The sequence below is a fragment of the Rhizobium sp. Root491 genome (genome assembly GCF_001427205.1).
GTDB classification, from domain to species: Bacteria; Pseudomonadota; Alphaproteobacteria; order Rhizobiales; family Rhizobiaceae; genus Agrobacterium; species Agrobacterium tumefaciens.
This window is the reverse complement of the sequence record NZ_LMFF01000017.1, coordinates 273,859-294,191: the sequence shown is the minus strand read 5'-3', so window position 1 is coordinate 294,191 and position 20,333 is coordinate 273,859. Positions and strand designations below refer to the sequence as shown.

Here is a 20,333-nt window from a genome sequence, read left to right as displayed (position 1 = left end):
GGCAAGGCGCTTTTTGGGAGGATAAGCCTGATTATTCGACGGTGACGTCGGTCAGCTTCAGGCGGTTATCCGGCGGTGCCACGAAACCCTTGACCCGCTTGTTGATGCCGTAAATGGCATTGGTGTTGTAAAGCGGAATTTCCAGCGCGCGCTCGGCGGCATAGGCGCCGACTTGCTTGAGGATCTTTTCGCGCTCGGCTCGGTCAGTCAGCGGGCGTTGCGATTCCAGCAGCTTGTCCAGCTTCTCGTCCTTGTCGTAAGGATTCCACTTTTCACCCGAGTGGTACATGGAATAGGCTGTGTTGTCGTAATCGAAGGTCCAGCCGCCCCACTTCTGCTGGAACATGGCGCCGGTCTTGCCCTGCGGGATGATGTCGTTCAGGAGCACGTTGGTCTCATAGGGCTTGATGGTGGCGGTGATGCCGACCATGGACAGATAGCTGGAGATGACCTGCGCGACTTCGTTCATCGTCGCATCGTTGCCTCTGATATCGATCTGCAGTGCCGCACCCGGCTTGACGCCGGCTTCCGTGAGCAGCTTCTTTGCGCCTTCCGGATCATAAGGCAGCGGCTTCAGATCGGCGTCGTAACCGAAGGACAGCGCGCTCTGGAAGCTGGCGATTTCCGAGGCCTGACCGGCAAGGATCGACTTGACGATCGTGCCGCGATCAACGGCCATGATGATGGCCTTGCGCACCTTGGGATCAGCGGTGATGCCGTCACGAGTGTTGAAACGCAGCGCATCCACCGTCGGGCCTGGAACGCTGACGATCTCCAGCTTGGAATCGCCTTCGATGACCGGGATCATGCCGATCGGGATGGTGGGCGGAATGACGAGATCGACGCGGCCGGCCTGCAATTCGGCAACCGCAGTCGCCGGCTCGGCGATGAAGCGGAATTCCAGTTCGGAGAGCTTTGGTGCGCCGCCCCAGTAATCCGGGTTGGCTTCAAGCTTGATGTTGGTCTTCGGCGCATAGGAGACGAAATTGAACGCGCCGGTGCCGACCGGGTTGAGGTTGAAATTATCCTCACCCTTTTCCTGAATGTATTTCGGCGGCACGATCATGCCGCCATAACCGGCAAGCTTGGTCAGAAGCACCGGATCGGGCGCCTTGAGCTTCATGTCGACGGTGTAGTCGTCAATGACGTCGACGCTTTCGATGGCGACATAGTTGGAGCGCTGCGGGCCCTTGGCACCCTGTTCGCCGAGAAGGCGCTCGAAGGTGAACTTGACGGCGGCGGCGTTGAAGGGCTCGCCATTATGGAACTTGACGTTCTGGCGCAGCTTGAAGCGGATGCGCTTGCCTTCATCCAGCTCTTCCCAGGATTCGGCAAGGCCGGGCACAAGTTTCAGGTCCGGACCGCGATAGGTCAGGCCATCGAAGATGTTGGTGGCGACAGCTGCCCATTGCACCAGGAAGGTGTCGATCGGATCCCAGCTGCCGGGGTCCTGCGGGCTGGAAATGGTCATCTTGCCAGCGGCGAAAGCCGGCGCTGCGGTGAAGGCCGTGCCGGCCAGCGCAAGCGCGACGAACGTTGCCGTCATCCCCTTTTTGATTTTTGTCATCTACCTGTTCCTCTTCAGATGGTTACGGTTTTGGTTATTGTTCAGGCACTCTTCGCGATGAAGTGGCCTGGATTGATTTCCTCATGGGCGAGAATGGCGGGCTCATCGCCGACGCGGCGCACGGGATTGGGAATTTCGCCCTCGATCATGGCGATGCGGCGCTCGATCAGGGGATCGGCAACCGGCACTGCGGAAAGCAGCCGGCGCGTATAATCATGCGTGGGCGTTTCGAAGACCTGCTGGCGGCTGCCCATTTCCATGATCTGGCCGAGATAAAGCACCGCGACGCGGTGGCTCATCTTTTCCACCACCGCCATGTCATGGCTGATGAACAGGTAAGCAAGACCACGTTCCGCTTGCAAATCCATGAACAGATTGATGATCTGCGCCTGGATGGAGACATCGAGCGCCGACAGCGCTTCGTCGGCGATAATGAGCTTAGGATCGGAGGCGAGCGCGCGGGCAATGCAGACACGCTGCCGCTGGCCGCCCGAAAACTCGTGCGGATACCGCGATGCATGTTCCGAACTCAGACCCACCCGTTCCAGCAGCTCATCCACCCGGCGGCGCACCGCCTTGGCATCGTTGATCAGGCTGTGGGTGTTGATTGGTTCGGCGATCGAGAAGCCTACCGTCTTGCGCGGATCGAGCGAGGCGAAGGGGTCCTGGAAGATATATTGCACTTCCTGCCGCATGCGGAAACGTTCCGCCGCCGACATCTCAGAATAGCTGCGGCCGTTGAAGGATATTTCGCCTGATACCGCCGATTGCAGCTGCTGGATTGTGCGGCCGATGGTGGATTTGCCCGAACCGGATTCACCGACCAGCGCCAGTGTCTCCCCGGCGTGGATGTCGAAGCTGACCTTCTGCACGGCGCTGCAACGGTGCGTCGCCTTGCCGAACAGGTTCTTGCGAATATCGAAGCGAACGAACAGGTCGCGAACCGAAAGCAGCGGCTTCTCATCGTATTTTGCGGTGTTCTGCACCCGTTCCTCGCCCACCACGACCGGCTGGCCATCCTGCAGGACGGTGAGCGGAAGGCGCTTGGGAAACTCTTCGCCGGTCATGCTGCCGAGGCGCGGAACGGCGGAAAGCAGCGCCCGCGTATAGGGATGCTGCGGATTGGCGAAGATGTCCTTGACCGGGCCTTCCTCAACCTTCCTGCCTTTCCACATCACGACGACGTCATCGGCCATTTCCGCCACCACGCCCATGTCATGGGTGATGAAGACCATGCCCATGCCGAGCTTCTTTTGCAGGTCGCGCATGATGTTGAGGATCTGCGCCTGAATGGTGACATCAAGTGCCGTCGTCGGTTCGTCGGCGATCAGCAGCTTCGGCCGACAGGCAAGCGCCATGGCAATCATCACGCGCTGGCGCATGCCGCCGGAAAGCTGATGCGGATAACGGTGCAGAAGCTCGGCCGCATCCGGCAATCGCACCATGTCGAGCAACTTTTTTGCCTCGGCCATGGCCGCCGCCTTGCCCATTTTCTCGTGCAGGACAAGCACTTCGCAGATCTGGTCACCGATGGTGAAGACCGGGTTCAGCGACGTCATCGGCTCCTGGAAGATCATGGCGATCTCCTTGCCGCGGATCGACCGCATTTCCTTCTGCGATGCCTTCAGCAGATCCTTGCCTTCGAACATGATGCGACCGGCGGGGTAAGTCGCGCCCATCATATCCGCAAGACGCATGGTCGAGAGCGACGTGACCGATTTGCCCGATCCGGATTCGCCGACGATCGCCACCGTCCTGCCGGCTTCCACGGCAAAGGAAATATCGTCCACGACGCGGCTGTCGCCGAACTCAACGCTCAGGTTTTCAACCGAGAGGAGGGCGTTGCGGTTTGCGGCAGTCATGTCAGCGTCTCCGGCTTGGCATGCGCGGCAATGCCGGCGCGGCCATCTGAAATAGTGAGGGGGCAAGGGCGTGGGGCAGGCGCGCGGGATGAAACGCTGTGCCGGAGGATGGGAGTGTCAAAAAGAAAGCGCATGGCGTTTCAGGCGCGATGTAGATTGGCTGCTGCCGGTCGATACGGAAATTGCGACCTGGTCGAAGTGCTACGGGCGACCTCACCGGTGCCGGTAAAATGCCTGTTGCCAGTCTCAGAATCGATGATGCGCATGAACTTGTATTCCCCACCCCTTGTTTTACAAAAAAGCTAACAAAACAGGACAATCATGTCCAGAGTGTTGAACAATTTTTGTATACTGCTCTACAAATACGCAAGTGCATTTATTTTGGGCGCGGGCGTGCCGAAGGGCCGGACCCCGATTAAGGGATGTTTTTAGTCTGTATTGAGGATGTATCGATTTCAGTGGTTGTGGGTGCCGCTGCCCGTGATACAGGCCGGACGAAGACCATTGAAAAAGGATACCGGGTATGACGAATAGAACGGGTGCGGTCAGGCTATCCGGCTTCCTCCGTTGCGCATCGGTGCAGGATGTCCAACTTGTGGAAAGCCATCTACCCGATCACATTCGCCTGACCAGAGCGGAGCCGGGCTGTATTTCTTTTGAGGTATCGCAGACCGAAGACCCCCTGATCTGGAGGGTGGAAGAGCTTTTTGTGGACCGCGCTGCTTTCGATTTTCATCAGCAGCGCACGCGCGCATCTAAGTGGTTTGTGGCCACCTCCGCCATTCCACGGGACTATGAGATAGTGACGCTGGCGTAAATAAAGACAGGCCGCAGCGGCATTCCTGCCGGCTGCGGCCTGTTTGGATTTTTGAAGCACCAGTGGACTGGTGTCTGCGCCTATTCCTTCGGCATGCCGATCGGTGGCGCAAGACGCCGCTGCGCAGCGATGCGGAAGGGGGCGTTCATCGCGCCATATCCGCCGTAGGCACCGCGCCTTTCGACGATTTCGAAGAAGAACCCTTCGCCGAAGGTGCGGCTGTAGATCTGGAAATATTCGCCGTTGTCGTCCCTGTCGTAGAGGATGCTTGCTTCCCGGAGTGCGTCGGAGAATTCCGGTTCCAGCCCGAAGCGGGCCTCCAGATCGTCATAATAATTGCGCGAGATCGGCAGGGCGTGAAAGCCGCGCGCATGCAGAGCCTTGGCGGTGGCGAAGATATCGTCCGTGGCGAACGCGATGTGCTGGATGCTGGTGCCGAAACCTTCCGCCAGAAATTTGCCGGCGAAGGTCTTTCGGTTGTCGGCGCCGTTCATGGTCAGGCGGAAACGCGGGGAGGGCACGCTTTCTATGGCCTGGCTGCGCACCAGACCGCCGGGATCGACCACATCCACCATCGGAGTGCGGCGCGTTGAAAACAGCGATGTGTAAAACAGAAGCCAGGTCAGCATTTCATCGTAATGCGTGGTTTGCGCAAGATGGTCGATGCGGGTCAGTCCGGTATTGCCTGCCGGTGCCGTCGCATCTACCGGTGCGAATTCATTGTCCCAGATGGAGGCGAGCGCCGTGGACCCGTCGAGGAAATAGATGACGCCATTGCCCACGCCCTGAATGGCTGGAACCGCGACTTCGCCGGATTTGCGCGGTTCGGCGAATGTCGGCGCGCCCAGAGCTGCCGCACGCGCAAGCGCTGCCTGCGCATCATCGACCTTCAGGCCGAATGCATAGGCATTGGTGCCGTGGATGGAGTAGGATGCACCGGCGAAACTCTCACCGGTACCGCCGGTATTGATGACGATGCGAATGTCGCCCTGCGTGTAGAGATCGACATCGCGATTGCGGTGCCTCGCGGTTTTATCAAAACCAAGTGTGGCGAGCAGCGCTTCCAGATTGGCCTTTTCCTCCGGTGCCGTTGTGAACTCGACAAACTCCACGCCTTCCGTCTGCACCCGCTCAGGCATGGCGGGCGCCTCGATGCGGATGTCGGGCTCCAGACGGCGCACCTGATCCATGAGGTTGATGAGCGAACGATGGCCGTCCTCAGCCAAAAGGCGCGCCGAGCCACCGCGGAACTGGTCGTTGAAGATTTCGAGCGACAGCGGGCCGCTATAACCGGTTGCGGCGACAGCGCGCATGAAATCCACCACCGGCAGATCACCTTCGCCGGGCATGTTGCGGAAATGCCGGCTCCAGTACAACAGGTCCATGTCGATCAGCGGTGCGTCGGCCAATTGCACGATGAAGATCTTGTCGCCGGGAATGGAGCGGATGGAGTTGGGATCGATCTTGCGCGACAGCGTGTGGAAGCTGTCGAGGATGATACCGACATTGGGGTGATCGGCGCGGCGCACCACTTCCCACGCATCGCGATGATCGCTGATGTGCCGGCCCCAGGCCAGCGCCTCGTAACCCACGCGAACACCATGCCTGGCCGCAAGCTCGCCAAGCTCGTGGAAATCGGCGGCGGCGCGGTCTATTCCACCCAGCGACACCGGCGAGACATTCGAGCAGATCAGCATCAGATCGGTCCCGAGTTCGCCCATGATGTCGAATTTACGCCCTGCGCGCTCGAAGGCGCGGGCGCGGTGCGGTTCCGGCATGCCTTCGAAATCGCGGAACGGCTGGAAAAGCGTGATATCCAGCCCATGATCCGCCGCAAGGGCCCTAACCTCGCGCGGCGAGGCGTCGTAGGTCAGGAAATCGTTCTCGAAAATCTCCACGCCGGTGAAACCGGCTTTCGCAATGGCCGCCAGTTTCTCCGGGAATTCGCCGCTGATGGAGACGGTGGCGATGGAAGTACGCATTGGCACGCCCTGTTTGCCTGTGTCATAGCTCGCCATATTGCGTTCCTTTTCAGCGTTATGTACTAATTGGTTAATAATAGGGGTGCGGCGGCAAGCCGTATACCCTGCTGATGGATGGATCATGACAAAAAGCGCAACTTCGAACGGCACCAGCGAAACCCGGCAGGCGAAGCGCGATCCGGAAGGCGTGCGCCGAGACATTCTTTCCGTTGCGATGGAGGAGTTTTCGCAAAACGGCCTGTCGGGAGCGCGCATCGACGAGATCGCCGCCCGCACGCGCACGTCCAAGCGGATGATCTATTATTATTTTACCGACAAGGAAGGGCTTTACCAGCGCGTTCTTGAAGAAGCCTATGCCAAGGTGCGTGGCGGCGAGAGCGATCTGGAGCTGGATGGTCTGGAGCCGGTTGCGGCGCTCGAAAAGCTCTGTCGGTTCACTTTCGATCACCATCGCCGCAACCCGGCTTTCATCCGCATGGTGATGATCGAGAACATTCATCACGGCCGGCACATGCAATCGTCCGGAACGATCCGCCAGCTCAACCGGCCGGCCATCGATGCCCTGGAAAGCGTGCTGCTGCGCGGCCAGAAGAGCGGCATTTTCCGCAACGGCATCAATGCGCTGGAACTGCACTGGCAGATCAGCGCGCTGTCCTTTTTCAACGTCTCGAACGTCGCAACCTTCTCTTTCATCTTCGGCGACGGGCTGTTTACCGAGAAGGGTCAGCAAACATTGTCGCATCACGTCAGCGACATGGTGTTGCGATATGTGCTGAGCCCGGACCATATCACGAAGATCGGGAAAGACGGCCGATGAGGTGGCTGAGCGCCACCCCGTAACCTTCGATGCCGAGACCGGCGATCACGCCTTCGGCGCGCGTCGAGATATAGGAATGGTGGCGGAAGATCTCCCGTTTGTGGATGTTGGAAATGTGAACCTCGATCACCGGTGCCTCGAAGGTATTGAGTGCATCGAGGATCGCCACCGAGGTATGGGTAAAGGCACCGGGATTGATGACGATGCCTGCCGATGTGCCGCGCGCCGCATGGATCCAGTCTATCAGCTCGTATTCCCGGTTGCTCTGGGCAAAGAATATCTCGTGCCCCGCCGCCTCGGCAATCGCGCGGCAATTGGCCTCCACATCGGCCATCGTCTCGTAGCCGTAGATTTCCGGCTGGCGTTGGCCGAGCAGGTTGAGGTTCGGTCCGTTAAGTATGGTGAAAAGGCTCACGCCACACCCTCTTTCGTGCAAATTTCGGTAAAATGTGCCGTCATGCGCTCTGCATCAGGTTCACGGCCGCAGAACAGCCGAAACGCGCCAACAGCCTGAAACACCGTCATGCCGCCGCCGGGCAGGGTGCGACAGCCTTTTTGGGCCGCCGTCGCCAGAAGCTCGGTCACCAGCGGCATATAAACGATATCGGCCACCCAGTGCCGTTGTTCAAGGAGGTCGGCCTTGACCGGCATGCCGGGATGGGCGGGCATGCCCATCGGTGTGGCGTGGATCAACCCATCCGCGAAGGGCAGGGAATCTGCCGGGTCTTTCACGGCAAAGGCGTGGCCTTCGCCAAAACGGGCGTTGAGTTCGGCAGCCAGATGCTCGGCGCGGCTGAAATCGCGGTCGCAGATATCGAGATGGGTAATGCCGAGTTTCAGCGCCGCATGGGCCACCGCAACGCCTGCACCACCAGCACCGACCAGCAGCGCCCGGTCTCGTTTCGCATCCGGCAGGCCGCGCATGAAGCTCTCGTAAAATCCGTACCAGTCCGTATTGTGCCCAATGCGACGTCCGTCCTTGAAGACGACGGTGTTGACCGCGCCGAGCATGCGGGCATCATCAGACAATTCATGCAGGTGCGGAAGGACCGCCTGCTTGAAGGGATGGGTAATGTTGGTGCCGGCAAAGCCGCGCGATTCCAGCTCATTGAGCAGATCGGGAAGCGCGCTTTCCGGCAGCTTGCGCGCCACGACATCGACAAGCTCGTAGGAATAATCGAGGCCGTGGGCAGCCCCTTCGCGCATGTGCAGCGCGGGAGATTTGGAAAGCTGGATGTCGGCGCCAATCAGGCCGACCTTGAAGGATTTGGTGTCTGTCATGATCAGGTCATCGCTCATCGAACGTGGTGGGAGAGGCGGGGGTCATCCCCGCCTGCCTGTCGGCTCCGGGTGAGCCTTAGTGATGGGCGAGAATTTCGCCGAGGAATGTGCGGGTACGCTGGTGCTTGGGATCGCGGAAGAACTCGTCCGGCGGGCCTTCCTCGATGATTTCGCCTTCCGACATGAAGACCACACGGTCGGCAACCTGCCGGGCAAAGCCCATTTCATGGGTCACGCAGATCATTGTCATGCCGTCGCGGGCAAGACCGATCATCGTGTCGAGCACTTCCTTGACCATTTCCGGATCAAGCGCCGAAGTCGGCTCATCGAACAGCATGGCTTTCGGCTCCATGCAGAGCGCACGGGCAATCGCTGCGCGTTGCTGCTGGCCGCCGGAAAGCTGCGCCGGATATTTATCGGCCTGATTGAGAATGCGCACGCGCTCCAGATATTTGCGCGCGGTCGCTTCCGCATCGGCTTTCGACAGGCCCTTCACCCGCATGGGCGCCAGGGTGCAGTTTTCCATGATGGTCTTGTGCGGGAAGAGATTGAAGCTCTGGAACACCATGCCCACTTCACGCCGAACGGCATCGATGGCGCGGGTCGAATCCGAAAGCGTGGTTCCTTCGACCGTGATCTTGCCCTCCTGGATTTCTTCCAAATGGTTGATGCAGCGGATAAGGGTGGATTTTCCTGAACCGGACGGGCCGCAAAGAACGATTTTTTCGCCTTTGCGAACCGTCATGTTGACGCCTTTCAGCGCATGGAAGGCTCCATACCACTTTCCAACCCCTTCAAGGGCGATCAGCGGAGCCTGTGCGGCGGAGGATTGCGACATGGAACTTTCCTTCATGCTGGGAAGCAGCGTTAGTTAACGGTGTAGGGAATGTCAGGAAGCGAGGCCGGGAAGTCCGGAACCGGGCGCTTCATCCATTTGGCATAGACTTTTGCGAGCTCGCCATTGGCCTTGGCTTTGTCGAGCCAAGCGTTGAGTGCCTCGTTCCAGTCCTTTTCACCGGGGCGCGTGGCGGCGCTGTTGTAGAGGGTCACGAGGTCGAACTTCACCTCGTAATCCTTGCCGCCAGCGGCTGCGAGACGGTCACCATAAAACTGGTTGCCGCCGATTGCCTCGATCTGGCCCGACAGGATCGCCTGAATGGTGGCGGCGTCATCGTCGAAACGCAGAATTTTTGCCTTGGTACCGGCACCTGCGGTCAACGCCGTGTCCATCGGACTGGATTTCGGCGCGCCGACGGTCATTCCCGTGAGATCGTCGAAGTTGGCGATCTTCTTGTCCTTGGTGGCATAGACCGACATGACGTTATGCGCGTAAGGCTGCGCATATTGTACGTTTTTCGCGCGTTCCGGCGTCATCCCCATCGACGCGAACAGGGCATCGACCTTTCCGGTGCGAAGCGACGGGATGCGGTTGGCGACTGCAAGCGGTACGAACTCCACTTTCAGTCCAAGATAGTCCGCAAACCCGCGGGCCAAATCCGCATCATAACCTTCCTGAACACCAGAGGAATTTATGAAGCCCCAGGGCGCGTTGTCGCCCTGAATGCCGATGATGATCTTGCCGCTGGACTTTGCTTCTTCAAGTGTTCTGGCTTCTGCGCCTGCGGGTGTCAGGATTGGCAGCAAAGCTGCTGCCAATCCGACGGCGATGGCTGTTCGCCAACGCGTCTGTTTGTTAAAGATTCCCATTGGTTACTCCTCCCAATCCAGCCTCTTCCGGTCTTCACTTCACGGTGAAAGGAATATCCGGCAGGCTTTCCGGGAAAGCGGGAACTTCGCGCTTCATCCACTTGTCGTAGATCTTGGCAAGCTGACCATCCGACTTGATCTTGTCGAGGAAGGCGTTGACGGTCTCGTTCCAGTCCTTTTCACCCGGACGGGTGCCGGCGCCGTTGTAAAGCGTCGTCAGGTCGAACTTCGGCTCGTATTTGCCGTTGGCAGCCTGATTGAGGCGGTCGCCATAAAACTGGTTGCCACCGACAACCTCGACCTGGCCGGAAATCAGTGCCTGAATGTTGGCGGCATCATCGTCAAAGCGCAGGATCTTGGCCTTGGAGCCTGCACCTGCCGTGATCGCCGTGTCCATGGCGCTGGACTTCGGAACGCCGACGGAGACGCCGGTCAGATCGTCATAGTTGCCGATCTTCTTGTCCTTGGGGCCGTAGACGGAAAGCACGTTACCGGCATAGGGCTTGGAATACTGGATGGTCTTGGCGCGCTCGGCGGTCATGCCCATGGTTGCGAACAGCAGGTCGACCTTGCCCGTCAGAAGGGCCGGAATGCGGTTTGCCACGGCAAGCGGTACGAATTCGACCTTGACGCCGAGATATTCGGCAAACGCCTTGCCGATATCGGCATCGAGGCCGTCCTGAACGCCGCTCGAATTGACGAAGCCCCAAGGCGAATTGTCGCCCTGAATGCCGATTACGACCTTGCCCTTGGCCTTGGCCTCATCCACCGTGCCGGCGAAGGCGTCGACCGGTGCGATAAAGGGCAGGGCGACCGTTGCTGCGGCGAGCGCGAGCAGGGTGCGACGTGAGAATTTACCGTTGGATTTCATCTTTTGCTCCTCCTTACAAAGCTTGATGACATGTTGATGGGTATTAGCGGGAAGCGGCTTGCATCCGCTTTTCTACACTGGCGCCCCACAGGGAAAGCGGCCAGCAGATCAGGAAATACATGATGCCGACGATGGCAAAGACCGTCAGCGGACGGAACGTCTGGTTGGAGACGATCTGGCCGGCGCGGGACAGTTCGACGAAGCCGACAATGGCGGCAAGCGACGTGCCCTTGATGAGCTGCACCAGAAAACCGATGGTGGCGGGCAGCGAAATCTTGAAGGCCTGCGGCAGAACCACGTCCTTCATTCGCGACACGTAGTGCAGGCCAAGCGCGTTGGCGGCTTCGGTCTGACCCTTCGGCACAGCCTGTATGCCACCGCGCCAGATTTCACCCAGAAAGGCGCTGGCATGCAGGGTGAATGCGATGGCGACCGCAATCCAGGCATCCACATTCAGGCCCGCAAGCGCCACGCCGTAATAAACGACGAAAAGCTGCATCAGGAGCGGGGTGCCCTGGAAAATCGCGATGAAGCCGGTGCTGGCGCGCTGGATCGCCGGGGTTTCGGCAACGCGGCCAAGCGCGACGCAAAGGCCGAAAATGCCGCCGCCGATGAAGCCGATCAGTGTCAGCGCAAGGGTCCATTTCAGGCCCTGCAGCAGGAAGAACAATTCGTTGGAACCGATGGATGCCATTGTCTTTTCCTCACTTGACCGGATAGCTGAACGATGTGCGGGAGATGAGGGAAAATACCCCCATCATCAGCGAGGAAATGACCAGATAAAGCAGCGTGATCGAGAAATAGACCTCAAAGGAGCGGAAGGTGTCCGCTTCGATCTGCTGGGCCACCGAGGTCAGCTCGTAAGCCGCAATCGAGGTACAGACCGAAGTGGTCAGCGTCAGCATGATGAACTGGCTGGTGAGTGACGGATAGACCGCCCGAAGCGCCGGCTTCAGAATGATGTGCCGGAAGATCTGCGCCCGGTGCAAGCCAAGCGCCAATCCCGCCTCAACCTGGCCCTTGGGAATGGAATCGACGCCGCCGCGAATGATTTCAATGGCATAGGCGCCGCCGTTCAACGCAAGCGCAATGATGGCCGTGACCGTGGGGTTAAGCTTGATGCCGATTTGCGGCAGGGCGAAGAAGATGAAGAATATCTGCACCAGAAACGGCGTGTTGCGAATGGCTTCCACGAATCCGATGACCAGACCGCGCAGCAGCTTGAAGCGCGAGCGGCGGGCCACGACGCCGAGAACCCCGATGACGGTGGCAAGCGACATGCCGGCGATTGCAAGGCCGATCGTTGCAAGACAGGCCAGAAGCAGCTCGGGCAGACGGTCTATGACCGCCGAAAAATCGAGACTGTAAGACATATTTCCTCCCAACCCGTTCGGGTCCGAACAGACGTTTCGCCTTGTTCGCATCGCTTTGGAAACCCTGTGGCTCCAAAGCCCTCCGTTTGTTTTTACCGTGCCGGGGAAGCTCCACACTTCTGTGCCAGCATAGCGTTAACCTGAATGTTTGTACCAGTTAGTTCAATTTTGTGTCAAGCGCCAACTCCGGTTAGAAACAGCTTAAAGATCACTTTTTCTTCATTCATCTTGTTCAAGAAAGTCGTTTTTTATCAACGACTAATGTGATTGGTCGCAAGCGTTTTCATCGCCCGCCCGCGCCATTCCCATCTCGCTGGCAAAAGCGCCCGAAGGCCGCTCAGTCCTCGCGAAAATCTGTCATTCCCTCTTTATTCTTCGCTTGCTCCCAGCCGGTCGATCTGCCCCGCGAGGCGCTCGGCGATCAGGAGTGAGGACCCCGTTGCCGTCACCATTTGCGGCAGCGACAGCCATTCGAGCATCCAGCCCGCGCCCGAACGTTCCTGTTCGTGTACGAGAGACTGGTGCAATGCCGAAATCTGCACGGCGTTGAAGCGTGCCAGCGTCACCAGCGTTTCCGCATTGACCGGGTTCTGCTTGTGCGGCATCGCCGAGGAACCACCCCCGCCGCTAATGCGAATTTCGGCGCCGACTTCGGCCAGAAGCGCGATATCCTGCCCGAACTTGCCAAGCGTGCCGGTGACGAGCGACAGCAGATTGGCAAGCTCGGCGATACCGTCGCGCTGGCTGTGCCACTGCGGCCTGTCAGAAAGGCCGAGGCGCTTTGCGAGATCGGCGCGGACAGTGCCGGCATTGTCGCCGAGCTTTTCCAGCGTGCCGGCCGCGCCGCCGAACTGGACGGCAAAACCGTGCTGCAAAAACGTGTCGATCCGAACCAGATGCCGTTCCAGCGGATCGATCCAGCTTTCCACCCTGTCGCCGACCGTGATGGCGATGGCGGCCTGCATGCGGGTATATCCCGTCAGCGGGTTGCTGCCATCGCGGACCGCAATATCACCCAGCGTATCGATGAGGCGGCCGAGCCGTGCCGCGATGATTTCCGCTGCCGCCTTCAGCCGCAGCATCAGGCTGGTATCGATGACATCCTGGCTGGTGGCGCCGAAATGCAGCTTTTCCGCCGCAGTACCGGCAACCGCCGCCCGCATCTGCCAGACAAGTTCCGGCACCACAACGCCGTCCTTGGCGACGCCATGGCGAAGCGCGGTGGTATCGGCGGCAAAATCGGAAAGGCGGGAGACGATCGCATCCGCCGCATCCGATTCAATGACGCCCGCCCCGGCTTGCGCCTGCGCCAGCGCCGTCTCGAAACGGATCATGGCATCGATATCCGCTCTGGCCGAAAACAGCTCAACGATTTCGCTGTCGCCAAAAAGGCCGGAGAGAAACGGATGTTCGAAGGGGGAAAGGCTCATCTCAGGTTACAGCTCCGCTCAGATATCGAAAAACACGGTTTCGCCCTCGCCCTGAAGGCGGATATCGAAACGATAGATGTTTCCTTCCTCCTTTTTGGCGACAAGGGTGGCGATGCGGCTTTTCTGCTCGACGCGGGCGAGGACCGGATCAGCGGCATTGGCCTCCTGCTCCTCGGGAAAATACATGCGGGTTTGCAGGCCGATATTGATACCGCGCGCCACGATCCAGAAAGTGATGTGCGGCGCCATCCACCGGCCGTCGCGGAAGGGCACCTTGCCGGGCTTGATGGTGTCGAAGATGAATTCGCCGGTATCCATGTCGCCGGGCGAGCGGCCCCAGCCGGTGAAATTTGGATCCGCCTTGCCGCGTGTTTCGCTGGGGCTGTTGTAATAACCGTCCGTATCCGCCTGCCAGATTTCTATCAGGGCGTCCTTAAGCGGCATGCCAGCGCCGTCGTAGACCGTGCCACGCACGCTTATGCGTTCGCCGCGAGCCTTGTCGTTATAGAGCGCGCCGGAGCCCAGGTCCTTTTCGAACACGCCCTCGATGCCAACGAAATTGGGGGTGCAGCCGATATGGACATATGGACCTGCCGTCTGCGACGCTGATTCCTTGAGATAACCGAGCGGCTGGACCATGATCAGTTGCCTTCCTTGCGATTTTCGAAAAACGTGGAGCGGCGGCCGCGAAGCACGATGTCGAACTTGTATGCCAGCATGTCCATGGGAATGTTTGAATTCATATCCAGCGGCGCGATCAGCCGCTTGATCGCATCCTCGTCCGGGATGGTTTTGACGATCGGACATTTCCAGATCAGCGGATCGCCTTCGAAATACATCTGGGTTATCAGCCGCTGGGCAAAGCCGTGGCCGAAGACCGAGAAGTGGATATGGGCAGGCCGCCAGTCGTTGACGCCGTTCGGCCAAGGGTAAGCGCCCGGCTGGATGGTCTTGAACCAGTAATAACCGTTCTCATCCGTGATCGTGCGGCCGACGCCGCCAAAATTCGGATCGATGGCGGCGAGATAGGTTTCCTTCTTGTGGCGATACCGCCCGCCGGCATTGGCCTGCCAGAATTCCACGAGCGCACCGTCCACGCCGCGGCCGCGCTCGTCCAGCACCCGGCCGTGGACCAGAATGCGCGGGCCAATCGGCATTTCGCCAGGGCGGGCATAATTGAGGATCAGGTCGTTATCCAGCTCGTTCAGCAGGCTGTGGCCGAAAACCGGCCCGGTGATCTCGCTTTTGGTGCCTTCCAGCGAAATCAGGGCGCGCTGCGGAGAACGCAGGACAGAGGTCTTGTACCAGGGAGCATAGGCCAGCGGATGAATGTCGCGGTCGCGTGCGAAGAACGGCCCGGTTTCGGGCTTTGTATTACTCATTTCGTCTCCTCCTCGTCGCGGGAACTATCGGCTTTCATGCCGGCCAGAGCAAGCTTGGCGGTCTTGAAAGCATGGTTGGCGGCGGGAACGCCGGCATAGATTGCGACATGCAGCAGCGCTTCGCGAATATCCGCTTCGGTGGCGCCGGTATTGGCGGTGGCGCGCACGTGCATGGCGAGCTCCTCGTCCTGACCGAGTGCGGCAAGCAAGGCGATGGTGACCATCGAGCGCTCGCGCTTCGTCCAGTGGTTACCGGACCACACCGTGCCCCAGGCCGCTTCGGTGATGAGCTGCTGAAACGGCTGGTCGAACCCCGTTGTCACCGTCTGCGCGCGGTCGACATGCGCGTCACCGAGCACGGCGCGGCGCGTTTTCATGCCCTGCTCAAATCTCTCGTTCTTGTCGATATTGTCCGCCATCTGTCAGTGCTCCGGCAAGGTCTTCAGAAAATCACCGACCGCCTGCGCATAGGCGAGCGGTTGTTCAAGGCAAGGAATGTGGCCGCAGCGTGCAATGGTGGCGAGACGACTTGCGGGAATGAGGTCCGCCAGCGATTTCACCAGTGCTGGCGGTGTCGACCCGTCTTCATCGCCCGCCACGCAGAGCGTCGGAACAGCGATGCGACCCGCTTCGTGCGTGAAATCGGCATCGCGTATGGCGGCGCAGGTGCCGCTGTAACCGGCCTCCGGCTGTTGGGAAAGCATGTTGCGCGCGCTCGCATAAACCACGTTGTCCGGCTGGCGAAAGGCTGGTGTGAACCAGCGCTCCATCACCGGATCGATCAGCGAGGCAAGGCCGTCTGCGGCGATCTTGTCGATGCGCGCGTTCCACATCTCGGTGGTGCCAATCCTGTGGGCGGTATTGCTGAGCACAAGGGCACGCACGAGATCGGGACGCCGGGCATAAAGTCCCTGTGCAACCAGTCCACCGACTGACAGACCCCAGATGACCGCATTGTCGACGGAAAGATGATCGAGGATGGCAATCAGGTCGTCCGCGTGATCGTCTATCGAATAGGCAGGGCGGCCGATATCGGACAGGCCATGGCCACGTTTGTCGTGCAGGACGAAAGCATAGTTGTCGCCAAGTTCCGCAATCACCGCATCCCAGATACGGAAATCGGTACCAAGTGAATTGATAAAGGCGATGACCGGCTTGCCTCTTTCCAGTTCGTGCGCACGATAATGGATCGCGTTTTCGCCACAGCGCAGAAAATGCATGATGTACGTCCTCCTGTTGACGATATTGCAAGCGCGTTCCGGTTAAGTAAAATGACATTATCGGTGAAAAATATAACCAATGGATTATATGTTCGATGGTCGAGCAGCGTATAAAGTTCCGGCATCTTCAGACCTTCGTGGAGGTGGCGCGCCAGAAAAGCGTCATTCGTGCGGCGGAAATCCTGCATGTCAGCCAGCCGGCGGTAACGAAAACCATCCGCGAACTCGAGGAGATTCTCGGCGTCTCGCTGTTCGACCGCGAGGGGCGCGGCATCCGCATCAGCCGCTATGGCGAGGTGTTCCTGCGCCATGCCGGGGCAACGATGACGGCACTTCGCCATGCGGTCGATTCCGTCTCGCAGGAGGCGGCGCGTGCCGGCCCGCCGGTTCGCGTCGGTGCCTTGCCGACCGTTTCGGTGAGGATCATGCCGAAAGCCATGGCGGGATTTCTTTCGGAAAAAACCGGCAGCCCGGTCAAGATCGTCACCGGTGACAATGCCGTTCTTCTGGAGCAGTTGCGCGTCGGCGATCTGGATCTCGTCGTCGGGCGCCTGGCTGCGCCGGAAAAGATGGCGGGCTTTTCCTTCGAGCATCTCTATTCCGAAAAGGTGCGGTTCGTCGTGCGCGCCGGCCATCCGCTGCTGTCGCCGGGCATTTCGGTTTTCGATCACCTGCACGAGTTCCCGGTATTGATCCCCACCCGCCAGTCGGTAATCGGTCCCATCGTCGAGCAGTTCCTGATCGCCAATGGGGTGCCGGCCTTGCCGATCCGCATCGAAACGGTATCGGATGCGTTTGGTCGCGCGTTCCTGCGCACCAGTGATGCCGTCTGGATCATTTCGGAAGGCGTGGTCGCAGGCGATGTGGCAGATGGAACTCTGGCGATCCTGCCGGTCGATACCGGCGATACCAGCGGTCCGGTCGGCTTGACGGTGCGGGCCGATACGCAGCCCTCACTGCCGCTGTCGCTACTGATACAGGCCATTCGCGAAGCTGCGCGCGAACTGCTCGACCCGAAGCCCGAAACTGTTTCCTAATAGGGAAGCCCGACATAGTTTTCCGCAAGCGCCGTGGAGGCCGCGCGGGAATGCACGAGGTAATCCAGCTCCGCTTCCTGAATGCGCTGGCCAAATTCGCCGGTATCGGGAAAGCGGTGCATCATTGTCGTCATCCACCAGGAAAAGCGCACGGCCTTCCAGACGCGAGATAGCGCTTTCTGCGAATAGGAATCGATGCCCGCTTCCGACCCTTCACGGTAAAATTCGATGAGCGCCTCGCTGAGATAATGCACGTCGCTGGCAGCAAGGTTGAGGCCCTTGGCGCCGGTCGGCGGCACGATGTGGGCGGCGTCGCCCGCCAGAAACAATCGCCCGAAGCGCATCGGTTCGCACACGAAGGACCGAAGCGGTGCGATGGATTTTTCAAACGACGGTCCGGTCACCAGGGCATCGGCATGGTTTTCCGGCAGGCGGCGGCGGATTTCATCCCAGAAGCGCTCATCGCTCCAGTCCTCCGGCCGGTCTTCCAGCGAACATTGCAGGTAATAGCGGCTGCGCGTGTGCGAGCGCATGGAACAGAGCGCAAAACCACTGGGATGGTTGGCATAGATGAGTTCGTGGCTGACAGGCGGCACTTCGGCCAGAATACCGAGCCAGCCGAAGGGGTATATTTTTTCGAATTCCTTGATCGAGCGCTCAGGCACGGATTTGCGGCTGACGCCGTGAAACCCATCGCATCCGGCAATAAAATCACAATCGATCCGGTGGCTTACGCCGTCTTTCTCATAGGTGACATAGGGGCTGGTACCATCGAAATCATGCGGCTTCACATTCGAGGCTTCATAGATTGTGGTGAGCCCCGCTTTTTCGCGGGCATCCATCAGGTCGTGCGTCACCTCCGTCTGACCGTACACCGTTACCCGTTTGCCGCCGGTAAGATCGAAGAGGTCGATACGGTGATCGCGCCCGTCAAAGGCCAGCGAGAAACCGTCATGCGGCAGACCTTCCTTGTGCAGGCGTTTGTCGGCGCCAACTTTTTCCAGAAGGTGCACTGTGCCTTCTTCCAGCACCCCGGCGCGGACCCGACCGAGGATGTAGTCCTTGCCGGCCCGGTCGAGAATGACGGTATCGATGCCTTCATTGGCAAGCAGCTGACCAAGCAGCAGACCCGAAGGACCGGAACCGATGATGACGACCTTGGTGCGCATTAGTTTCCTCCCGGAATTGTCTCCTGTCAGGAAATTGACCAAAGCGCGCGACAAGCTCAATGGACTTTCTGATCCGTAAATTGCACAATTCGACCATGATGCGGGGAGCCGGGGGTGACATGCGGGTTGCGGCGAATGAAGGCCTATATGGCGAGGAGACAGCGCAAGGAACCGCTTTCCGCTTTCATTGCGAGACGCTTTTTTCCAGAAGCAGCCTGCATCGCTTTGAAATCGGCCTGCACCGGCATGCCGCGTTCCTGCAAATCTTGTACATTTGGGGCGGCGAGGGCGATGCATTGCTGGATGGCCGCACCGAGGCTATCCGCCCACCGGTCGCCATTGTCGTGCCGCCGGGTTTCGAGCATGGCTTTCGTTTTTCGCGCGATATTGGCGGGGTGATCGTCACCGTGCTGCCCGGCGCGCTTGCCGCATCCGTGCAGGCGCTGCTGCTGCGGAATTTCCAGCAGCCCGTGTTGTTGCCGTTACAGGATTTCTCCGAGGGCGAGCGATTGCGCAGGGATTTCGAGCATATCTCCGCGGAGTATGAAAGCCACGAGATAGGCCGGGAGGCCATGATCGAAGGTCAGCTTGCCACCGTGGCTGCACTTCTTGCACGAGCGGCGCGGCCTCTACTGGAAAGAACCGGGGAAGGCCCTGCGGAACAGCGCTTCGAACTCCTGCTGTCACTGATCGCCCGACATATTCGCGAGCCGCGCAAGGCGGCGTTTTATGCGCAGAAGCTCGGCCTTTCCGAGACCCATCTCAACCGTCTCGTCCGTTCCGTTTCCGGCCTCAGCCTGCAACGGCTTGTTGCCAGGCGCCAGATCGAGATCGCCCAGCAGGAACTGATCTTCACCGTATCGACCGTGCAGATGATTGCGGAAGATCTCGGTTTTGCCGACCCGGCCTATTTCAACCGCTTCTTCAAGCGGGAAACAGGCATGACACCGCGGGCATGGCGATTGGCTGAACGGCGGAAAATGGGAGATGACGGCGCGGCTTCGGCCTCATCTCAGGCAAGCATTCTTCCCAGCTCACGCTGGACGGAAAGCAGTGGCGGCAAATAACGTTCCACCAGATCCTCCATGGACGCTACCGAGGCAGCAAGCCCGACATTGAGTGCTGCGACCGTCTGCCCGCGCACGGTTTTCACCGGCACGGCAATGGAGCGAAGGCCGATCTCCACCTCCTGATCGATCAGGGCATAACCACGATTGCGGGTCGCCTCAAGTTCGTCGAGCAGGGCGTCGATACCGGTCATCGTCTTTTCCGTCCGTGCCACCAGCCGCGAGTGTTCCAGGACCTCGCGCTGCCGTTCCGGTGTAAGGGCTGAGAGGAGAACGCGGCCCATGGAGGTGCAATAGGCGGGCAGGCGCGAGCCAGGCATGAGGGCGATGGACATGACCCTCTGCTGGGCGGCGCGCGCCACATAGACGATTTCGGTATCGTCCAGAATGGAGACTGATGTGCTGTGGCCGATCTCTTCCGAAAGACGGTCGAGAAGGGGCTGGACGATGCGCGGCAGCGGCATGGTGGCAAGACAGCCGGTGCCAAGCCGCAGCACCTTGGGCGTCACAGTGAAGAACTTGCCGTCATAGGCGGCGTAACCCATTTCCGACAGTGTCAGCAGACAGCGCCGCGTGGTGGCGCGGTCAAGGCCTGCGATGTCAGCGGCATCTGATATGGACAGGCGCGGGCGCTCGGCGCTGAACGCCTCGATCACCTTCAGCCCCTTGGCGAGACCGCCCATCATGTCTCTTTCATTGACGGCCATGTCACGCTCCATTTGTGCGATATACGAACAAAAATCATATAACG

At 59.6% G+C, this 20,333-nt stretch carries 21 protein-coding genes; 4 read left to right on the top strand and 17 right to left on the bottom strand.

From position 1 onward, the window contains the following. Positions 1–31: 31 nt before the first annotated feature. Both ASD46_RS21445 and ASD46_RS21440 read right to left on the bottom strand, forming a co-directional pair. On the bottom strand, positions 32–1,567 hold the full coding sequence (locus ASD46_RS21445; protein WP_060642659.1) for an ABC transporter substrate-binding protein: 1,536 nt from the start codon (positions 1,565–1,567) through the stop codon (positions 32–34). A 41-nt stretch (positions 1,568–1,608) separates the two neighbouring features. Beyond that, positions 1,609–3,429 (bottom strand): ABC transporter ATP-binding protein, encoded by a 1,821-nt coding sequence (locus ASD46_RS21440; protein ID WP_060642658.1) that lies wholly within the window; start codon positions 3,427–3,429, stop codon positions 1,609–1,611. 523 nt (positions 3,430–3,952) lie between these two features. Between ASD46_RS21440 and ASD46_RS21435 the strand changes: the two genes are divergently transcribed. Then, positions 3,953–4,246 (top strand): putative quinol monooxygenase, encoded by a 294-nt coding sequence (locus ASD46_RS21435; protein WP_013762362.1) that lies wholly within the window; start codon positions 3,953–3,955, stop codon positions 4,244–4,246. Between the two features lie 80 nt (positions 4,247–4,326). On the opposite strand, the gene ASD46_RS21430 is transcribed toward ASD46_RS21435, so the two are convergent. Beyond that, complete coding sequence (locus ASD46_RS21430) at positions 4,327–6,228, bottom strand: bifunctional sugar phosphate isomerase/epimerase/4-hydroxyphenylpyruvate dioxygenase family protein (RefSeq protein ID WP_060642792.1); 1,902 nt, start codon at positions 6,226–6,228, stop codon at positions 4,327–4,329. A gap of 121 nt (positions 6,229–6,349) precedes the next feature. On the opposite strand from ASD46_RS21430, the gene ASD46_RS21425 reads away from it, so the two are divergent. Beyond that, the gene (locus ASD46_RS21425; RefSeq protein ID WP_004431011.1) at positions 6,350–7,045 is read left to right on the top strand and encodes a TetR/AcrR family transcriptional regulator; all 696 of its coding nucleotides are present in this window, start codon (positions 6,350–6,352) and stop codon (positions 7,043–7,045) included. Here ASD46_RS21425 and aroQ read toward each other — a convergent pair. From aroQ to pcaD, 12 genes are all read right to left on the bottom strand, one after another. Beyond that, positions 7,017–7,460: a type II 3-dehydroquinate dehydratase gene (gene aroQ, locus ASD46_RS21420; protein WP_004431014.1), complete on the bottom strand. Its 444-nt coding sequence runs from the start codon at positions 7,458–7,460 to the stop codon at positions 7,017–7,019. The genes ASD46_RS21425 and aroQ overlap by 29 nt on opposite strands. Continuing rightward, a complete protein-coding gene (locus ASD46_RS21415; protein WP_013762364.1) occupies positions 7,457–8,344 on the bottom strand; it encodes a shikimate dehydrogenase in 888 nt (295 codons plus the stop codon). Before ASD46_RS21415 ends, aroQ begins: the two co-directional genes overlap by 4 nt. Before the next feature lie 58 nt (positions 8,345–8,402). After that, on the bottom strand, positions 8,403–9,164 hold the full coding sequence (locus ASD46_RS21410) for an amino acid ABC transporter ATP-binding protein (protein ID WP_004431018.1): 762 nt from the start codon (positions 9,162–9,164) through the stop codon (positions 8,403–8,405). A 29-nt stretch (positions 9,165–9,193) separates the two neighbouring features. Continuing rightward, on the bottom strand, positions 9,194–10,033 hold the full coding sequence (locus tag ASD46_RS21405) for a transporter substrate-binding domain-containing protein (RefSeq protein ID WP_013762366.1): 840 nt from the start codon (positions 10,031–10,033) through the stop codon (positions 9,194–9,196). A gap of 34 nt (positions 10,034–10,067) precedes the next feature. Beyond that, complete coding sequence (locus ASD46_RS21400; RefSeq protein ID WP_004431022.1) at positions 10,068–10,904, bottom strand: transporter substrate-binding domain-containing protein; 837 nt, start codon at positions 10,902–10,904, stop codon at positions 10,068–10,070. Positions 10,905–10,947: 43 nt separating this feature from the next. Next, positions 10,948–11,598, bottom strand: coding sequence for an amino acid ABC transporter permease (locus tag ASD46_RS21395; RefSeq protein ID WP_004431025.1), 651 nt, complete (start codon positions 11,596–11,598; stop codon positions 10,948–10,950). A gap of 10 nt (positions 11,599–11,608) precedes the next feature. Further along, positions 11,609–12,277: an amino acid ABC transporter permease gene (locus tag ASD46_RS21390; RefSeq protein ID WP_004431026.1), complete on the bottom strand. Its 669-nt coding sequence runs from the start codon at positions 12,275–12,277 to the stop codon at positions 11,609–11,611. Between the two features lie 368 nt (positions 12,278–12,645). Then, entirely contained in the window at positions 12,646–13,707 is a 1,062-nt protein-coding gene (locus ASD46_RS21385) for a 3-carboxy-cis,cis-muconate cycloisomerase (RefSeq protein ID WP_060642657.1), read from the bottom strand. An 18-nt stretch (positions 13,708–13,725) separates the two neighbouring features. Next, positions 13,726–14,346, bottom strand: coding sequence for a protocatechuate 3,4-dioxygenase subunit alpha (gene pcaG / locus ASD46_RS21380; protein ID WP_025595017.1), 621 nt, complete (start codon positions 14,344–14,346; stop codon positions 13,726–13,728). Positions 14,347–14,348: 2 nt separating this feature from the next. Then, on the bottom strand, positions 14,349–15,089 hold the full coding sequence (pcaH, locus tag ASD46_RS21375) for a protocatechuate 3,4-dioxygenase subunit beta (protein WP_060642656.1): 741 nt from the start codon (positions 15,087–15,089) through the stop codon (positions 14,349–14,351). Continuing rightward, complete coding sequence (gene pcaC, locus ASD46_RS21370; protein ID WP_004431033.1) at positions 15,086–15,508, bottom strand: 4-carboxymuconolactone decarboxylase; 423 nt, start codon at positions 15,506–15,508, stop codon at positions 15,086–15,088. The genes pcaH and pcaC overlap by 4 nt, the downstream gene beginning before the upstream one ends. A 3-nt stretch (positions 15,509–15,511) precedes the next feature. Next, on the bottom strand, positions 15,512–16,309 hold the full coding sequence (gene pcaD / locus ASD46_RS21365) for a 3-oxoadipate enol-lactonase (protein ID WP_060642655.1): 798 nt from the start codon (positions 16,307–16,309) through the stop codon (positions 15,512–15,514). Between the two features lie 95 nt (positions 16,310–16,404). On the opposite strand from pcaD, the gene pcaQ reads away from it, so the two are divergent. Next, positions 16,405–17,346 (top strand): pca operon transcription factor PcaQ, encoded by a 942-nt coding sequence (pcaQ, locus tag ASD46_RS21360; RefSeq protein ID WP_019567002.1) that lies wholly within the window; start codon positions 16,405–16,407, stop codon positions 17,344–17,346. Here pcaQ and pobA read toward each other — a convergent pair. Continuing rightward, complete coding sequence (gene pobA, locus ASD46_RS21355) at positions 17,343–18,515, bottom strand: 4-hydroxybenzoate 3-monooxygenase (RefSeq protein WP_060642654.1); 1,173 nt, start codon at positions 18,513–18,515, stop codon at positions 17,343–17,345. The genes pcaQ and pobA overlap by 4 nt on opposite strands. A 119-nt stretch (positions 18,516–18,634) precedes the next feature. Between pobA and ASD46_RS21350 the strand changes: the two genes are divergently transcribed. Next, entirely contained in the window at positions 18,635–19,582 is a 948-nt protein-coding gene (locus ASD46_RS21350) for a helix-turn-helix domain-containing protein (RefSeq protein WP_060642791.1), read from the top strand. Here the strand turns inward: ASD46_RS21350 and ASD46_RS21345 are convergent. Next, positions 19,528–20,289, bottom strand: coding sequence for an IclR family transcriptional regulator (locus tag ASD46_RS21345; RefSeq protein WP_060642653.1), 762 nt, complete (start codon positions 20,287–20,289; stop codon positions 19,528–19,530). The two genes, ASD46_RS21350 and ASD46_RS21345, sit on opposite strands and share 55 nt — an antisense overlap. Positions 20,290–20,333 lie beyond the last annotated feature (44 nt).

Excerpts from the sequence above, each read along its gene's own strand:
- ASD46_RS21445 (WP_060642659.1), bottom strand. The coding sequence starts at position 1,567 with ATGACAAAAATCAAAAAGGGGATGACGGCAACGTTCGTCGCGCTTGCG.
- ASD46_RS21440 (WP_060642658.1), bottom strand. The coding sequence starts at position 3,429 with ATGACTGCCGCAAACCGCAACGCCCTCCTCTCGGTTGAAAACCTGAGC.
- ASD46_RS21435 (WP_013762362.1), top strand. The coding sequence starts at position 3,953 with ATGACGAATAGAACGGGTGCGGTCAGGCTATCCGGCTTCCTCCGTTGC.
- ASD46_RS21430 (WP_060642792.1), bottom strand. The coding sequence starts at position 6,228 with ATGCGTACTTCCATCGCCACCGTCTCCATCAGCGGCGAATTCCCGGAG.
- ASD46_RS21425 (WP_004431011.1), top strand. The coding sequence starts at position 6,350 with ATGACAAAAAGCGCAACTTCGAACGGCACCAGCGAAACCCGGCAGGCG.
- ASD46_RS21415 (WP_013762364.1), bottom strand. The coding sequence starts at position 8,344 with ATGAGCGATGACCTGATCATGACAGACACCAAATCCTTCAAGGTCGGC.
- ASD46_RS21410 (WP_004431018.1), bottom strand. The coding sequence starts at position 9,164 with ATGTCGCAATCCTCCGCCGCACAGGCTCCGCTGATCGCCCTTGAAGGG.
- ASD46_RS21405 (WP_013762366.1), bottom strand. The coding sequence starts at position 10,033 with ATGGGAATCTTTAACAAACAGACGCGTTGGCGAACAGCCATCGCCGTC.
- ASD46_RS21400 (WP_004431022.1), bottom strand. The coding sequence starts at position 10,904 with ATGAAATCCAACGGTAAATTCTCACGTCGCACCCTGCTCGCGCTCGCC.
- ASD46_RS21395 (WP_004431025.1), bottom strand. The coding sequence starts at position 11,598 with ATGGCATCCATCGGTTCCAACGAATTGTTCTTCCTGCTGCAGGGCCTG.
- ASD46_RS21390 (WP_004431026.1), bottom strand. The coding sequence starts at position 12,277 with ATGTCTTACAGTCTCGATTTTTCGGCGGTCATAGACCGTCTGCCCGAG.
- ASD46_RS21385 (WP_060642657.1), bottom strand. The coding sequence starts at position 13,707 with ATGAGCCTTTCCCCCTTCGAACATCCGTTTCTCTCCGGCCTTTTTGGC.
- pcaG (WP_025595017.1), bottom strand. The coding sequence starts at position 14,346 with ATGGTCCAGCCGCTCGGTTATCTCAAGGAATCAGCGTCGCAGACGGCA.
- pcaH (WP_060642656.1), bottom strand. The coding sequence starts at position 15,089 with ATGAGTAATACAAAGCCCGAAACCGGGCCGTTCTTCGCACGCGACCGC.
- pcaC (WP_004431033.1), bottom strand. The coding sequence starts at position 15,508 with ATGGCGGACAATATCGACAAGAACGAGAGATTTGAGCAGGGCATGAAA.
- pcaD (WP_060642655.1), bottom strand. The coding sequence starts at position 16,309 with ATGCATTTTCTGCGCTGTGGCGAAAACGCGATCCATTATCGTGCGCAC.
- pcaQ (WP_019567002.1), top strand. The coding sequence starts at position 16,405 with ATGGTCGAGCAGCGTATAAAGTTCCGGCATCTTCAGACCTTCGTGGAG.
- pobA (WP_060642654.1), bottom strand. The coding sequence starts at position 18,515 with ATGCGCACCAAGGTCGTCATCATCGGTTCCGGTCCTTCGGGTCTGCTG.
- ASD46_RS21350 (WP_060642791.1), top strand. The coding sequence starts at position 18,635 with ATGCGGGTTGCGGCGAATGAAGGCCTATATGGCGAGGAGACAGCGCAA.
- ASD46_RS21345 (WP_060642653.1), bottom strand. The coding sequence starts at position 20,289 with ATGGCCGTCAATGAAAGAGACATGATGGGCGGTCTCGCCAAGGGGCTG.